Consider the following 15,382-nt stretch of genomic DNA (forward strand, 5'->3'; position numbering starts at 1 on the left):
AGTCGGCGTCCGCCTGGCCGATCGCCGAACGATACAGGTTGACGATATCGCCGCCGGCACAGAAGGCCCGGTCGGAGTCGGCGTCGATCAGGATGGCCACGATATCCTCGCGCGCCTCCCAGCGCTCGAGCGCGGATTGTACCGCCTCGACCATCTCTAGGCGCAGGGCGTTGAGCGCGGCCGGGCTGTCGAGCGTGAGCCGGCCGAGCCGGGCGCCACTGTTAAGCCTAATTTCAGTTTCATGTACCCGGCTGTCGCTCATTGATGGGCTCCTGGATTCAAAAGGTATGGGCCGCGAAGCCCGATCGTATCAACATTGAAACGAAGTTATGCTAGATTTAATCGGCACGGTCGGGGGTTTCCGGTCGGAGCAAAGCAATAATTAGGAGTTGCTATTATGATCAAGACGGTTTTGAAGACTGCTTTCGCAGCCGGCATCGTCGCTGCCGCGGCTGGCTGCGCCAGCCAGAACGGCCCGATGCAGTCGCAGGTGGACCAGGCCATGCGCAAGGCCGAGTCGGCGCAGTCGACCGCGAACGAGGCCCAGCAGACCGCTAACCAGGCCTTGCAGACGGCCAACGAAGCGAAGTCGATGGCCCAGGCTAACTCGCAGCGCATGGAACGTATGTTCCGGACTTCGCAGCAGAAATAAGCGCGATGCATGAGCGGGCCCGGTCCGCTTGAAAAAGCCCTGCCGGTCCGGCGGGGCTTTTTTAGGTCCGCGGCTTCGACACCGCGCCGCCTGCGACCATGGGAAATACCTGCGGCGGATGCTGCCTATGGCGGGTGTCCGGGCCGGGTCAACTCGACGCCGCGTCCGCGTGCGCGGTGATGCTCGGGTCGTGCTTGTGCGGGTCGTGGCCGATCGCTTGCGGGATGCCGGCAGCGTTGTGCACGACCTTCTCGCCCTTGTCCCAGTTCACCGGGGCTTTGGGCTGGTCCTTGGTCGCCGCGATCAGCGCCTGCACCCAGGGCGTATACGATTTGACTGGAGCGGCGCCTCCGGCGTTGGGCGGGTGGGCTTCCATCATCAGTGTGCTGCCGTCCCAGCCGATTTTATAGGGTTCGCTCACGATGTTGACCGGGGTGCCCACGGGGACCATCGAGAACAGCGCCGAAATATCTTCCGGAAACAGGCGGATGCAGCCGTGCGAGACGCGCATGCCGATGCCGGCGGGTTTGTTGGTGCCGTGAATCAGGTACGAGGGTAGGCCCAGGCGCAGCGCATACTGGCCCAGCGGGTTGTCCGGCCCGGCTGGCACCACATCCGGTAGCGGATCGCCTTTTGCGGCATGTTCCTTCTTGATCGAGGCCGGCGGCGTCCAACTGGGATGTGGGATCTTCTGGGCGATGTAGGTATGTGCGATCGGCGTGGACCAACCCTGGCGGCCGATCCCGATCGGGTAGGTGAAGACCTTGCCGGCGTATTGGCTGTCGCTGTCCGGGAAGTAGTAGATCCGCATCTCGGGCACATTGACCACGATGCCTTTACGCGGCACGTTCGGCAGCACGTAGGCGGTCGGGATTATCAGCGGCGTTCCGTCGCCGGGCAGCCACGGGTCGACATTCGGATTGGCTTCGCGCAGATCGCGATAGCCGACATCGTACTTGCGCGCGAGCGCGACGAACGTGTCGGACGCCTCCGTCTTGATGTGCTGTATCTGCCCCACTACGTCGGAGCCCGGCGGCGGCATATCGTACATCGCGGCCCAGGCGGGCGCGGCGGCGAATGCAGTCAAAAGACAGGTCAGCCGGACAACCAAACGCAACACACTCATCTCATCTCCAAACGACATCCGAGACCCGGTGGGCCACCCGAAGGGTCGTGAACAGGCTCTTAGGTCGAAATCAGGGCGACAGGCGTTCGATCCGCCACGGCCCCGGTTCGTCCCGCACGTAGCGTAGCCGATCGTGCAATCGGCTGCGCCGGGCCTGCCAGAACTCGATCGCCTCGGGCATGACCACATAGCCGCCCCAGTGGGCCGGCCGGGGTACCTCGCGATCGGCAAAACGCGCCTCGGCGTCGGCCAAGCGCTGCTCGAGTTCGGCGCGATCGGCCAAGCGCCGGCTTTGGGGCGAGGCGTGGGCGCCCAGCCGGCTGCCGCGCGAGCGGCGCGCGAAATAGGCGTCGGAGGTCGCGGTATCGAGCCGGGCGACGCGGCCGGTTACCCGAACCTGGCGCTCGATCGGCTCCCACCAGAATACCAGCGCCGCCCGCGGGTTGGCGGCCAGCGCCGCGCCCTTGCGGCTTTCGTAATTGGTATAGAACCGGAAACCGTGCGCATCGAAACCCTTGAGCAACACGATGCGCGCGGACGGCGTGCCGTCGGGATCGACCGTGGCCAGCGTCATGGCGGTGGGTTCGCGCAGCCCGCACGCCGCGGCGGCGCCGTACCAGTCGGCGAACAAAGCGAACGGATCGGCCGGGGCATGGGCCTCGACCAGATCGTCGCGATCCAGATCGCCCTGCCAGACGCTGGGCTGGTCGCTCATCGGCGCTCCTCGATGCGGCGGGCCGGCTCAGTTGTCCAGAGTAAAGCCGATTTTGACGGTGACCTGCCAGTGGGCGATTTCGTCGTCCTCGATATGGCCGCGGGTATCGATGACCTGGAACCAGCGCATATGCTTGATGCTCTTGGACGCCTCGGTCACGGCCTTGCGCACGGCGTCCTCCTGACTGGTCTCCGAGGAACCGGTCAGTTCGATCGACTTGTAGACGTTATCGCTCATCGTGGATCGGCGGTGGTTGGATGATGCGGCAAGCCTACGCCGTGGCCGATTCGCGCTCAAGCGGGTCACGCCCGTGTGCTGTGTTAAAAAAGATGTTTTCACTCGCCGATGGAGTCCGCCGTGAGAGCGCTACGAATTATCGATACCGACGACGGCCCGCGCGGCCGCATTACCGACATGGACCGGGCCGAACTGACCGGCGGCGACGTGATGATCGCGGCGCGCTATTCCAGCCTGAACTACAAGGATGCGTTGGCGATCACCGGCGCCGGCAAGATCGCGCGCAAGCGTCCGCTCAACGCGGGCATCGATGTCGCCGGGGTGGTCGAAGCCAGCGAGGACGAGCGCTTCGCGCCCGGCGACGCGGTCCTCGTCACCGGCTGGCAGCTCTCGGAAACGCGCGATGGCGGCCTGGCCGATTATGTGCGTGTGCCCGGCGGCTGCGTGACCGCGCTGCCCGACGGCCTCACGCCGTGGGAGGCGATGGCGCTGGGCACGGCCGGTTTCACCGCGGCGCTGGCCCTGACCCGCCTGCGCGACAATTACCAGACGCCTGAACTCGGCCCGGTCCTGGTCACCGGGGCCTCGGGCGGCCTCGGCATGCTCGCGATCCAGATGCTCGCCCAGGCCGGCTTCGCGCCGGTCGCGGTGACGCGTCGCGTCGAGACCCAGGGCCCGGCCCTGCGCGAACTGGGCGCGACTGACGTGATCGCGCCGGATGCGCTCGATCTCGGCGGCAAGCCGCTCGGGCGGGAGACCTACGGCGGCGCGATCGATGCGCTCGGCGGCGCGGTATTGGCCGACATGCTCGGCCAGACCGTCCAGTTCGGCAACGTGGCCGCGATCGGTCTTGCGGCTAGTCCCAAGCTCGAGACGATGGTGATGCCGTTCATCCTGCGCGGCGTGTCGCTGCTCGGCATCAATTCCGTGGAATGTCCGGCCGCGCGGCGCGACGGGATCTGGCGCGAACTGGCCGGCGCGCTCAAGCCGGCGCAGCTCGAGCGCATCGCGCATGAGACCATCGGCCTGAACGAGGTGCACGCGGTCTGCGATGCGATCATGGCCGGCGAGCACCAAGGCCGGACCGTGGTCGACGTCACACGCTGATCGCGCGGAATCCGGGCGCGCACGAACGACACGAGGAGGAAATCTTATATGGCCAAGAGCGACAACAACGCCGGGCTGGCGGGCGTGACCGCCGGCAAAACCGCTATCTGCACGGTTGGCCAGCAAGGCGTCGGGCTGACTTACCGCGGCTACCCGATCGACGATCTGGCCCAGCGCGCCGAGTTCGAGGAAGTGGCGTACCTGCTGCTCTATGGCGAGCTGCCCAGCCGATCGCAGCTCGACGATTACAAACGGCGCCTGGCCGCGCGGCGCGGGCTGCCCCAGCGCCTGAAAACCGTGCTGGAGATGTTGCCGGCCGACACCCATCCCATGGACGTGATGCGCACCGGCGCCTCCGTGCTGGGCACCCTGGAGCAGGAAAACGACCCGGACAGCCGGCAACACGACGTGGCCGACCGGCTGCTCGCGGCCTTTCCGTCGATGCTGCTGTACTGGTACCACTTCGCGCATTCCGGCGAGCGTATCGAGGTCGAGACCGACGACGACAAGATCGGCGCGCACTTTCTGCATCTGCTACACGGTGTGCGGCCCGACGAGGAGGCGATCAAGGCGATGTCGACTTCGTTGATCCTGTACGCCGAGCACGAATTCAATGCCTCGACCTTCACCGCGCGGGTGATCGCCGCCACGCTCTCCGATTTCTATTCCGCGGTGGTCGGCGCGATCGGTGCGCTGCGCGGCCCGCTGCATGGCGGCGCCAACGAGAAAGCGATGGCACTGATCGAGTCCTTCTCCGATCCCGACGACGCCGAGGCGGGCTTGCGCCGGATGCTGGCTAACAAGGAAAAGATCATGGGCTTCGGCCATCGGGTGTACAAAAATGGCGACCCGCGCAACGCCATCGTCAAAGCCTGGTCGGCGCGGTTGGCCGCAAACGACGACGACCGGCGTCGTCTGTACGCCATTTCCGAGCGGCTGGAACAGGTCATGCACGACGAGAAAGGCATGTTTCCCAACGCCGATTTTTATCACGCGACGGCCTATCGTTTTCTCGGCATTCCGACCGAGCTGTTCACCCCGATCTTCGTGATCTCGCGGCTGACCGGCTGGGGCGCGCATATCTTCGAGCAGCGGGCCGACAACCGCCTGATCCGGCCGAGCGCCGAGTACGTCGGGCCGGAAACCCGCGAGTTCGTGCCGATCGAGGCGCGCTAGACGGGCCAGCCATACCGATCACGATCGATAACAACCATAGCAACAACAAGGGGAGTGCCATGATTCTGGCCTACTGGTGCGTTCTGATCGCGGCCTTCATGCCGCTGGCTTTCATCGGCTACGCGAAATTCGCCGGCGAGAATAAAATGGGCCCGCGCGGGAACCACAATCCGCGCGAGTGGCTGGACGCCACCGAGGGCGCCAAAAAACGTGCCTACTGGGCCCAACTCAACAGCTTCGAGGCATTCCCGCCGTTCGCGGCCGGCGTGATCATCGCGGTGATCGCCGGCGGCTCGATCACGGCCGCCAATACGCTCGCGGTGCTGTTCATTCTGCTGCGGCTGGTCTACGGCTGGTGCTATATCACCGACCGCGCCAGTCTGCGCAGTTTGGTCTGGTCTGCCGCCACCGCCTGCACGCTCGGCCTGTTTATCGTGGGCGCGGTGGGCTGACCCGTGCAGCACCGGGGCGGCGGTACTGGGGAAAGTACTATCAATCCGGCATGAAAATACCTTCCTGCCGGATTGATAGTGCGAGTACGCAAGCGCGTGCTCGCCGCGGCCATCGGCCGCGAAGCACTTGAAAATCGAAGACGGACATGGGCCGGCCTTGATTTTCGGGTGCGTTGAAACAGCTGATATTTCAGCTGTTTTGGTGTCGGTTAATAATACCGCCCGCGACCCGCGTATGCTCGGATAACAACGGCTGTCTTTATGATGGTCGGGTAACGACAACACGGTCCGCGAGGTGCGCTATGCAGACCAAACGACTCAATCTGGTGGATACCGCGTGGCTGAACGTGGAGACACCCAACGCGCCGATGCAGGTCGGCGGCCTGCTGACGTTCAAGATGCCCGACGATGCGCCGGCGGATTTTTGCGAGCGCCTGGTCGCGCACTGGCGCCGATTTTCCGTGGCGCACCGGCCATGGAATCAGCGCCTGCGCACCCGGCGGCTGCGCAATGTCGTGCCGGAGTGGGAACTGCTCGACGAGATCGACGTGGATTATCATTTTCGGCATTCGGCACTGCCGTCGCCAGGCGGCGAGGTCGAGCTCGGCACGCTCACCTCGCGGCTGCACAGCCACCCGATCGATTTCGAGTACCCGCCGTGGGAATGTCATCTGATCGAGGGGCTGGAAAACCGGCGCTTCGCCCTGTATCTCAAGATCCACCATTCGTTGATCGACGGCGTGGCCGGCATGCGACTGCTCGCGCGGGCATTCGACGGCACCGCCCAGACCCGGGATCGGCCGCCGTTCTGGGCGGTCGAGCCGAAAAAACGCCGGCGCCGGCCGCCGGAGGCGCACCGGCCCGGGCTGTATCGGGCGGCCGCCCAGATGATCAGCGGCACCCGCGATCAGGTCACTTCGCTGTCCGGTTTTGCCGGTGTGGTGCGCGACATGCTGCGGGCCGCGCGCTCGGGTGGCAATGCGATGGGGTTGCCGTTCGCCGCCCCCAGTTCGGTGCTCAACGGCCGCATCACCGCGCCGCGCCGGTATGCGACCCAGCTTTATTCGCTGGCCGAGCTCAAGGGTCTGGCACAGGGTGCCGGGGGCACGGTCAACGATATGGTGCTCACGATCTGCGGCACCGCGCTGCGGCGCTATCTGATCGAAATCGACGCACTGCCGAAAAAAGCGCTGACCGCGGGTATTCCGGTTTCGGTACGCACCGCCGACAGCGACGACGAACACGGCAACGCGATCACCTTCATCATCTCGACCCTGGCAACGGATGTCGCGGATACGCGCACGCGCTTCGAAACGATCGCGGCCTCGACACGCGCGGCCAAGGCGAGCCTGGAGAAACTTTCGGCGTCGGCGATCACGCAGTATACGATCGCGCTGATGTCGCCCTATATTTTGTCGCTCGTGTCCGGCATGGCCGGACGCACACGGCCGGTGTTCAACGTCACCGTGTCCAACCTGCCAGGTCCGCGCAAACGGCTGTTCATCAACGGCGCCGAGATGGAAGCCTTTTATCCGACGTCGCTGGTCACCCACGGTCAGGCGCTCAACATCACCGTGCACGGCTATGCCGACACGTTGGGCTTCGGTTTCATCGGTTGTCGCGACAGTCTGCCCTCGCTGCAGCATATCGCGGTCTACGCCGGCGAGGCGCTGGATGAGCTGCGCCAACTCTATGGCCGGCCGGCGGGGCAACAGGCTAGGGGCGAGACGCAGCGCAAGACCGCGCCGCGCGCGCGGGCCAAGAGCGGCGCCGGCGGTTCGAGCAAGACCGGCCGCAAGACGACGAGCGGCCAGAGCAGTGCCCAAACCGGCGCCCAAACAAGCAAAAAAACCGGCGGCGGCAAACAGGCCAAAACCGCGGGCCGGAAGCAGGCTCCGTCGCGCAAGCCCGATGCCTCCGGTCGTTCGCGGAAAAGCTAGCCGCCGGCGTCCGACTCCAACCGAACTGCAGATTTTATGTCCCACGATATTCGTTCCGCTTCACGCCTTTCTTTCGATACCGTCATCACCCGGATCGCCGACTATGTCTGCGACGGCGAGATCGACAGCGCCGAGGCGCTGGAAACCGCCCGCTACTGCCTGATCGATACCCTGGGCTGCGGGCTGCAGGCGCTGACCTATCCGGCCTGCGCCAAGCTCATGGGGCCGGTGGTGCCGGGCGCGACGCTGGAAAACGGCGCCAAGGTGCCGGGCACATCGCACCAGCTCGACCCGGTCGCGGCCGCGTTCAACATCGGCTGCATGATCCGCTGGCTGGATTTTAACGACACCTGGCTGGCCGCCGAATGGGGCCATCCATCGGACAATCTGGGCGGCATCCTGGCTGTGGCCGACTATGTCTCGCGTCGGAATATCGCGAAGGGCGAAGCGCCGCTGGTCTTGCGCGACGTGCTGGTCGCCATGATCAAGGCCCATGAAATCCAGGGTGTATTGGCGCTCGAGAACAGCTTCAATCGGGTCGGGCTCGATCACGTCCTGCTGGTGCGCATCGCCACCTGCGCGGTGGTCACGCGCATGCTCGGCGGCACCAAGGACGAGGTCCGCAACGCCGTCAGCCACGCCTGGATCGACGGCGGCGCGCTGCGCACCTACCGCCACGCGCCCAACACCGGCCCGCGCAAGTCGTGGGCGGCGGGCGACGCCACCTCTAGAGGCGTATTGCTGGCGCTGCGGGTGTTGAAGGGCGAGATCGGCTATCCGTCCGCGCTCACCGCGCCGACCTGGGGTTTTCAGGACGCGCTGTTCCGTGGCGAAGAGATCACCCTGGGTCAGGAATTCGGCAGCTACGTCATGGAAAACGTGCTGTTCAAGATTTCGTTCCCGGCCGAGTTCCACGCCCAGACCGCGGTCGAAGCCGCGATCACGCTGCACCCGCAGGTCGCCGACCGGCTGGACGACATCGACCGGATCGTTATCGAAACCCAGGAATCGGCGGTGCGCATCATCGACAAGACCGGCCCGCTGGACAACCCGGCCGACCGCGACCACTGCATCCAGTACATGGTCGCCGTACCGCTGATCAAGGGCAGCCTCACCGCCGCCGACTACGAAGACGCGGTCGCCGCCGATCCGCATATCGACGCACTGCGCGACAAAATGGAAGTGGTCGAACTCGAGCGCTTCACGAAGGAATACCTGGAAGCGGACAAGCGCGCCATCGGCAATTCCGTACAAGTGTTCTTCAACGACGGCTCGGCCACGGACAAGGAGTCGGTGGACTATCCGATCGGCCACCGCCGCCGGCGCAGCGAAGGCATTCCGGAACTCAAGAAAAAGTTTGCTCATAACCTCGCGCTCAAGATCGCGCCGAAAAACGCGTCCCGAATCAGGGAGATCGTGGCCGAGCAAGCCACCACCGAAACCACGCAGGTGCCGACCTTCACGGATTTGTTCGTCGCCTGAATCATCACCGGCCGGCGTCGCCCCGCCTCGCGGGGCAGTGCGTCCGCTCGACGGCCCGCGATGTGCTAATGTACAAATGAACATCACGATGGGTACGCCATGAGTCGTCTGAGTATAGAAATTCCCGATGACGTACATCGCCAGATCAAGGCGCAGGCGTCGCTACGCGGCCTGAGTATGCGCGACTACGTTTTGCGGCGGCTCAAGGCCGGCGGCTTGTCCGATAGTGGCGAGACCCGGCGACGTTTTTCGCAAGCCGGACTGGCGAGCATCTGGGCCGACCGGGACGACCTGAAAGACCCGGATGCATGGCTGCGCGGCCAGCGCCAGCCAAGATCATTCGACGTACCGCCCGATGCTGATTGATACCGACGTCCTGATATGGGCGGCGAGAGGATATCGGGTGGCGGTCGATTCGCTCGACGCCATCGAGCAGCCGCGGCTATCGGTCGTAACCTTGATCGAACTCATGCAGGGCGCGCGGAACAAGCAGGAAATGAAAGATTTAGAGCAGCGTCTGGCGTATTGGGGCGTGGAGATCGTCGATCTATGTCCGGATATTTCCACTCAGGCCGTAGCCCTGATCCGAAAACATGCGCATGCGCGCGGCCTGCAACTGGCCGACGCGCTGATTGCCGCTACCGCGATAGTGCGTGAGGTAGCGTTGTTCAGCGGCAACCGCAAGCACTATGAAGGCATACCCAACCTGCAGTTCCAGCCGTTCGAAATAGGATAGCGGTGCCCCTGTCCTGGAACGAAATCCGCGACCGTGCCACCGCCTTCGCTCACGAGTGGGCCGATGAATCTTACGAGCGTGGCGAGGCGCAGACGTTCTGGAACGAGTTCTTTCGGGTGTTCGGCGTCGATCGCCGCCGGGTCGGCACCTTCGAAAAGCACGTCAAGAAGCTCGACGACAGGGGCGCCAATAGACATGGATTTATCGACTGCTTCTGGCCCGGAACACTGATTGCGGAACACAAGTCGCTCGGCAAAGACCTTGACTCGGCCTATCTGCAGGCGCTGGATTATTTCGCGACGCTGAAAGACCGCGATCTGCCGCGCTACGTCGTGGTGTCGGATTTCGCCACCATCCGGCTCTATGACCTGGACGACAACACGCACGCCGAATTCGCGCTCAGGGATCTGCCCAAGCAGATTAAGCGCTTCGGCTTCATCGCCGGTTATAAGCCGCAGATCCTGCGCGCCGAAGACCCGGTCAACGTCAAGGCCGCCGAACGTATGGGGCGGCTGCACGACGCCCTCAAGGCTAGCGGCTATGCAGATCATCCGCTGGAAATGCTGCTGGTGCGCCTGCTGTTCTGTCTGTTCGCCGAAGACACCGGCATCTTTCAGCCGGCGCAGGCTTTTCGGCAATGGCTGGAAGACTGGACCATCGAGGACGGCAGCGATCTCGGCTCCAAGCTGGCGCATGCGTTCCAGATTCTGAATACGCCGCACCACCAGCGCTTAACCTCCCTCGACGAACAGCTCGCCGCCTTTCCCTACGTCAATGGCCGCCTGTTCGAAGAGCCCTTACCGATAGCGGCTTTCGATTCGAGCATGCGCGACGCGCTGCTGGATGCCTGCGCACTGGACTGGAGCCAGATCAGTCCGGCCGTGTTCGGCGCCATGTTCCAGTCGATCATGGACGGCGAGGCGCGCCGCAGTCTGGGCGCCCACTACACCAGCGAACAAAACATCGAGAAACTCATCAAGCCGCTGTTTCTGGACGACCTGCGCGCCGAATTCGAGCGCGTCAAGCACAACCGCAACAAGCTGTTCGGATTCCACAAGAAACTGCGCACGCTGACTTTTCTCGACCCGGCTTGCGGCTGTGGCAATTTTCTCGTGGTCACCTATCGCGCGCTGCGTGAACTGGAACTGGACGTGCTGCGCGCCGCCTCCAGCGGCTCCGGCCAGCTCTCGCTCGACGTGCACAGCTTCATCAATATCGACGTCGACCAGTTCTTCGGCATCGAGATCGAGGAATTTCCGGCGCGGATCGCCGAAGTCGCCCTCTGGCTCACCGATCACCAGATGAACGTCAAGGTCGGCGAGGAATTCGGCCTGTACTTCGCCCGTATTCCCCTGCGTGCCACGCCGCATATTCATCATGCCAATGCGCTGCGGATGGATTGGGAGGACGTGATCCCGAGGCAGCGGTTGAGCTACATTCTCGGGAATCCGCCGTTTGGCGGCAAGCATTATCAATCGAAGACGCAGCGAGCCGATCAATCGGCAGTGACGACATCGATCAAGAGCGGTTCGGATCTTGATTTCGTCGCGTGCTGGTTCATCAAGGCGGCCGATTTCACCGAGGATAGCGATACCACGTTCGCGTTCGTCTCCACCAATTCGATTAGCCAGGGCGAACAGGTGCCGCTGCTTTGGGGGTATCTGCTGGGCTGCCGCGGCCTGCATATTCATTTCGCCCACCGCACGTTCAAATGGTCGAACGAGGCCCGCGGCCAGGCCGCCGTGCATTGCGTGATCATCGGGCTGGGCCGAAACGAGCCGAAGTCCCGATTGCTTTTTGATTACGACGGCCCGACCGCGGAACCGCAGGTGGCGGCCGTGGCGTCGATCAGCCCGTATCTCACGGCCGGTCCCGAAGACTTCGTGAGTAAGCGACAGACGCCGATCCAGGCCGCGCCGACGATGCGTTGCGGAAGCAAGCCTACGGACGGGGGCCATCTGTTGCTCGATGCCGATGAAAAAGCCGCGTTGCTGGCCGAGGCGCCGGCGGCAGCGCCGTATATTCGGCAGTTGGTGGGATCGCGCGAGTTTTTGAACGGCGGCGAGCGATTCTGTCTCTGGCTGGTGGGGGCCAGCCCCAAAGCGCTCCGATCGATGCCCGCTGTGCTGGAGCGCGTCGAAAAAGTGCGGGCGTTTCGCCAGGCTAGCTCGGCCAAACCAACGCGAGCCGCAGCCGATCGCGCGGCGGAATTCTTTTATGTCAATCAGCCGGAAAGTGCGTATATCCTGATTCCCGAGGTGTCATCGCAAAGACGGGCCTATATTCCGCTCGGGTGGATGAGCCCGGATATCGTATCGACGAATAAAAATTATCTGATTGCAGAGCCAAGCAAGTATCTGTTTGGTCTGTTGCAATCTGCGATGCATATGGCGTGGCTCGGCGCGGTATCTGGCCGGCTGAAAAGCGATTTTCAGTATTCGGCGACGATGGTGTATAACAATTTTCCGAGGCCTGACGCGGTTTCGAACGCAAAACACCATGCTGTGGAACAAGCTGCCGATACAGTGCTGGCAGCGCGCGCCGAGTTCCCGGATTCGACGCTCGCCGATCTCTACGACCCACTCACCATGCCGCCCGCGCTGCTCAAGGCGCATCGCGCGCTCGACAAGGCCGTCGACGCCGCCTACGGCCGCCGCAAGCTCACCGGCAACGCGGATCGCGTGGCGTTTCTGTTCGCCGAATACGCGCGGCTGACGCGCACGCCGCACGCATCCGGCTGACTATCCCGACGTGTGCGAGTATCGGCGGGGTTTACCCGAGCCCGCGCGCCAGTGAGAGTTCCAATGTCAAAAGCCATTTTTGAATGTCCCGAGTGCGGCTCTGACGCGTGGCAGTTCAAACGCGATTACACGAATATCCCGTGGACGCCTACGTACGTGAACAGGGGCGAGATCGTCACGTTGTTGTATTTCGGCTGTCGGGATTGCGGCTGGCGTATGCCTTTTTTGAACATGCGGGCAAACACAGGCGACAAGTCCCGGTCGCAGCCAGCCACGAGCCGGCCGTCTAAGGCGCGCCCCGATCCCTGTCCGCGCCCGCCGGCGGCGGTGACAAAGGCCTATCGGCGTACGCGGGCCCACACCGAGTCACCGCGTGCATCGACCAAGCTGCTGCGCGGGTTCGCGATCAGCCTGTCGCAAAAGTTCGAGACGTCGTATGAATATCTGATGGGCGCGATGTGGGGGGAGTATCGGTGCCGCATTTTTCGACTCGATCTGCTGACCGGCGAGATGTGGCCGAAGACCTGCGAAGAACGGCGCAACCGGATTCTGGCCGACAAGATCGTCGATAACTGGGCCTATTTGCGTCCGCGCTTCCCGCACGTGACGTTTACCCAGGCCGAGCTGGTTTCTCGCTGGCTCGAACCGGAAGCCGACGAGCCATGGATCGAGACGCGTATCACGTTCGTTGCCGATGACGGTCGGCGCTGGTCGGGCGGTATCCGCGCGCCGTATTCCGCCCGTGCCATGAGCGAGCACCGGGTTCTCGATTGATTGATCCCGGTGTGCAGCGGCACTACTCTGATTTCGTGTACACAGTTCCGGTGTGACCATGAAAAACATCACCCTCAGCGCTGATGAAGCGCTGATCAACGCCGCGCGTGCCCGGGCACGTGCCGAGCACACGACGCTCAACGAGCAGTTCCGGCGCTGGCTCAACGATTATGCGCGCCGCGAGCAGCAGTTAGCGGAAGCGCGCGCCGTCATCGACAGCCTGCAGGGCTATGTGCGTACCGGCGGCCGTAAGTTCACGCGGGACGAGATGAATGAGCGATGATTTCATCGACTCCAACGTCTTTGTTTATTTATTTGACGAAACGGACGCCCATAAAAACGCCATCGCCCGACGCGTGATCGAAGACGCGCTGGCGGACGGGACCGGTGCGATCAGTTACCAGGTCGTTCAAGAGACATTGCATGTGATCATGCGCAAGCTGCCGGTGCCGGTAACCTCGCCGGACGCGAAGCAGTTTCTGCATCGCGTTCTCGAGCCGTTATGGCAGATTATGCCCAGCGCAACGCTCATAGCCGGCGGTATCGATATCCAGGATCGCTATCGATACGGTTTCTACGACAGCCTGATCATCGCGGCTGCGTTGGAGGCGGGCTGCAAGCGCTTGCTTAGCGAAGACATGCAGCACGGCCAGCGCATCGATCGGCTGACGATCGAAAACCCGTTTCTCTAGGCTCGGCTTGACCGTTACAGCCGGCTGGGTAATCCCGGAGCCGGTATAATTGCGGGCTTGCTGATCGATTTGCCGCTCGGCTCGAGCGCTTAGGCGAACCATGACTGATAACGCATCCAACGATTCAAAGGGCGGCACCAACTTTCTGCGTGCCCTGATCGCCGAGCAGATCGAGAGCGGCGAGCAGATCGGCGAGGTCGTCACCCGGTTTCCGCCGGAGCCCAACGGCTATCTGCATATCGGCCACGGCGCCTCGATATGTCTGAATTTCGGGCTGGCCGAGCATTTCGGCGGCCGCTGCCGGCTGCGCTTCGACGATACCAATCCGGATGCCGAGGACCAGGAGTACATCGATTCCATCCAGGCCGACATTCATTGGCTGGGCTTCGAATGGGACGGCGAGCCCCGGTTTACGTCCGACTATTTCGATACGCTCCACGCCTACGCGCTGACGCTGATCGACGCCGGGCTGGCCTACGTCGACGAGCTGACGCCCGAGCAGATTCGCGAATATCGCGGCACGCTCACCGAGCCCGGCGTCGACAGCCCTCACCGCGATCGCGATCCGGCCGAGTCCCGCGCGATGTTCGAGGCCATGGCGCGCGGCGAATACGCCGAGGGTACGGCCAGCCTGCGCGCGAAAATCGATATGGCGTCGGGTAACATCAATCTGCGCGATCCGGTCATTTATCGTATCCGCAACAAGGCGCATCATCAGACCGGCAACAAATGGTGCGTGTATCCGTCCTACGACTTCGCGCACGGCCAGTCGGATGCGATCGAGGGCGTGACGCATTCCATCTGCACGCTGGAATTCGAGGACCACCGCCCCCTCTACAACTGGCTGATCGAGCATCTGCCGGTGCCGTCACGGCCGGTGCAGTACGAGTTCGCCCGGGTCAATCTGAACTACACCATCACCAGCAAGCGCAAGCTCAAGCGGCTGGTCGACGAAGGTATCGTCGATGGCTGGGACGACCCGCGCATGCCGACCATCAGCGGCATCCGCCGGCGCGGCTACACGCCGGAGTCCATCCGCGATTTCTGCGAAATGGTCGGTGTGTCGCGCAGCGGCGGCACGGTCGACACCGCCATGCTCGAGCACGCTGTCCGCGACCATCTGAACGCGGACGCCGGGCGCGCCATGTGCGTGCTCGACCCGCTCAAGATCGTGATCACCAACTGGGACGAGGGCCGCGTCGAGACGTTGACCGCGCCCGGCCACCCCAATCGCGACGACATGGGGCGGCGCGAACTGCCGCTCACGCGCGAGATTTATATCGAGAAAGAAGACTTCCGCGAACAGGCGAACAAAAAGTACAAGCGCCTTGTGCTCGGCAAGAAGGTGCGCCTGCGCAATGCCTATGTGATCGAAGCCCACGACGTCGTGAAAAACGACGCCGGCGAGATCGTCGAGGTGCACTGCACCTTTGACCCCGATACGCTTGGCGCCAATCCGGCCGACGGCGTCAAGCCGAAGGGGGTGATCCACTGGGTTTCGGCGAGCCACGGCAAGCAGGCGCGGGTGCGCATCTACGATCGGCTGTTCTCG

Annotated in this window: 17 protein-coding genes; 13 read left to right on the forward strand and 4 right to left on the reverse strand. The window is 63.5% G+C overall.

Annotated features, from left to right (window positions below; translation table 11 throughout):
* On the reverse strand, nucleotides 1-262 hold a 262-nt coding region (locus VFJ08_RS02570; RefSeq protein ID WP_324994845.1), incomplete at its 3' end, for an enoyl-CoA hydratase/isomerase family protein.
* Nucleotides 263-397: 135 nt separating this feature from the next.
* Here VFJ08_RS02570 and VFJ08_RS02575 point away from each other — a divergent pair.
* The gene (locus VFJ08_RS02575) at nucleotides 398-652 is read left to right on the forward strand and encodes an Lpp/OprI family alanine-zipper lipoprotein (RefSeq protein WP_324994847.1); all 255 of its coding nucleotides are present in this window, start codon (nucleotides 398-400) and stop codon (nucleotides 650-652) included.
* Between the two features lie 148 nt (nucleotides 653-800).
* Here the strand turns inward: VFJ08_RS02575 and VFJ08_RS02580 are convergent, their stop codons facing one another.
* From VFJ08_RS02580 to VFJ08_RS02590, 3 genes are all read right to left on the reverse strand, one after another.
* Nucleotides 801-1,778, reverse strand: a complete 978-nt coding sequence (locus VFJ08_RS02580) for a L,D-transpeptidase family protein (RefSeq protein WP_324994849.1) — start codon at nucleotides 1,776-1,778, stop codon at nucleotides 801-803.
* Nucleotides 1,779-1,848: 70 nt separating this feature from the next.
* Nucleotides 1,849-2,493, reverse strand: a complete 645-nt coding sequence (gene pdxH / locus VFJ08_RS02585; RefSeq protein ID WP_324994851.1) for a pyridoxamine 5'-phosphate oxidase — start codon at nucleotides 2,491-2,493, stop codon at nucleotides 1,849-1,851.
* Nucleotides 2,494-2,520: 27 nt separating this feature from the next.
* Nucleotides 2,521-2,730, reverse strand: coding sequence for a dodecin (locus tag VFJ08_RS02590; protein WP_324994853.1), 210 nt, complete (start codon nucleotides 2,728-2,730; stop codon nucleotides 2,521-2,523).
* A 108-nt stretch (nucleotides 2,731-2,838) separates the two neighbouring features.
* Between VFJ08_RS02590 and VFJ08_RS02595 the strand changes: the two genes are divergently transcribed.
* The 12 genes from VFJ08_RS02595 to VFJ08_RS02650 form a co-directional block, all read left to right on the forward strand.
* Nucleotides 2,839-3,837, forward strand: a complete 999-nt coding sequence (locus VFJ08_RS02595) for an acryloyl-CoA reductase (RefSeq protein ID WP_414707035.1) — start codon at nucleotides 2,839-2,841, stop codon at nucleotides 3,835-3,837.
* Between the two features lie 48 nt (nucleotides 3,838-3,885).
* Nucleotides 3,886-5,013: a bifunctional 2-methylcitrate synthase/citrate synthase gene (prpC, locus tag VFJ08_RS02600; RefSeq protein ID WP_324994857.1), complete on the forward strand. Its 1,128-nt coding sequence runs from the start codon at nucleotides 3,886-3,888 to the stop codon at nucleotides 5,011-5,013.
* A 59-nt stretch (nucleotides 5,014-5,072) separates the two neighbouring features.
* Nucleotides 5,073-5,465 (forward strand): MAPEG family protein, encoded by a 393-nt coding sequence (locus VFJ08_RS02605; RefSeq protein WP_324994859.1) that lies wholly within the window; start codon nucleotides 5,073-5,075, stop codon nucleotides 5,463-5,465.
* A gap of 302 nt (nucleotides 5,466-5,767) precedes the next feature.
* Nucleotides 5,768-7,405: a wax ester/triacylglycerol synthase family O-acyltransferase gene (locus VFJ08_RS02610; RefSeq protein ID WP_324994860.1), complete on the forward strand. Its 1,638-nt coding sequence runs from the start codon at nucleotides 5,768-5,770 to the stop codon at nucleotides 7,403-7,405.
* A 36-nt stretch (nucleotides 7,406-7,441) separates the two neighbouring features.
* Nucleotides 7,442-8,887 carry a bifunctional 2-methylcitrate dehydratase/aconitate hydratase gene (locus VFJ08_RS02615; protein ID WP_324994862.1) on the forward strand — a complete coding sequence of 482 codons (1,446 nt, stop codon included), beginning with the start codon at nucleotides 7,442-7,444 and terminating at the stop codon, nucleotides 8,885-8,887.
* A gap of 99 nt (nucleotides 8,888-8,986) precedes the next feature.
* Entirely contained in the window at nucleotides 8,987-9,253 is a 267-nt protein-coding gene (locus VFJ08_RS02620) for a hypothetical protein (protein ID WP_324994864.1), read from the forward strand.
* Nucleotides 9,243-9,623, forward strand: a complete 381-nt coding sequence (locus tag VFJ08_RS02625) for a type II toxin-antitoxin system VapC family toxin (protein ID WP_324994866.1) — start codon at nucleotides 9,243-9,245, stop codon at nucleotides 9,621-9,623. Before VFJ08_RS02620 ends, VFJ08_RS02625 begins: the two co-directional genes overlap by 11 nt.
* A 2-nt stretch (nucleotides 9,624-9,625) precedes the next feature.
* Nucleotides 9,626-12,364 carry a DNA methyltransferase gene (locus VFJ08_RS02630; RefSeq protein ID WP_324994868.1) on the forward strand — a complete coding sequence of 913 codons (2,739 nt, stop codon included), beginning with the start codon at nucleotides 9,626-9,628 and terminating at the stop codon, nucleotides 12,362-12,364.
* Nucleotides 12,365-12,427: 63 nt separating this feature from the next.
* Complete coding sequence (locus tag VFJ08_RS02635; protein WP_324994870.1) at nucleotides 12,428-13,138, forward strand: hypothetical protein; 711 nt, start codon at nucleotides 12,428-12,430, stop codon at nucleotides 13,136-13,138.
* Between the two features lie 58 nt (nucleotides 13,139-13,196).
* Nucleotides 13,197-13,421 carry a hypothetical protein gene (locus tag VFJ08_RS02640; RefSeq protein WP_324994872.1) on the forward strand — a complete coding sequence of 75 codons (225 nt, stop codon included), beginning with the start codon at nucleotides 13,197-13,199 and terminating at the stop codon, nucleotides 13,419-13,421.
* Nucleotides 13,411-13,830: a PIN domain-containing protein gene (locus VFJ08_RS02645; RefSeq protein ID WP_324994874.1), complete on the forward strand. Its 420-nt coding sequence runs from the start codon at nucleotides 13,411-13,413 to the stop codon at nucleotides 13,828-13,830. The genes VFJ08_RS02640 and VFJ08_RS02645 overlap by 11 nt, the downstream gene beginning before the upstream one ends.
* Before the next feature lie 100 nt (nucleotides 13,831-13,930).
* A partial coding sequence (locus VFJ08_RS02650; RefSeq protein ID WP_324994876.1) for a glutamine--tRNA ligase/YqeY domain fusion protein occupies nucleotides 13,931-15,382 on the forward strand: 1,452 nt, incomplete at its 3' end.

This window comes from Salinisphaera sp. (genome assembly GCF_035690525.1).
Classification (GTDB): domain Bacteria; phylum Pseudomonadota; class Gammaproteobacteria; order Nevskiales; family Salinisphaeraceae; genus Salinisphaera.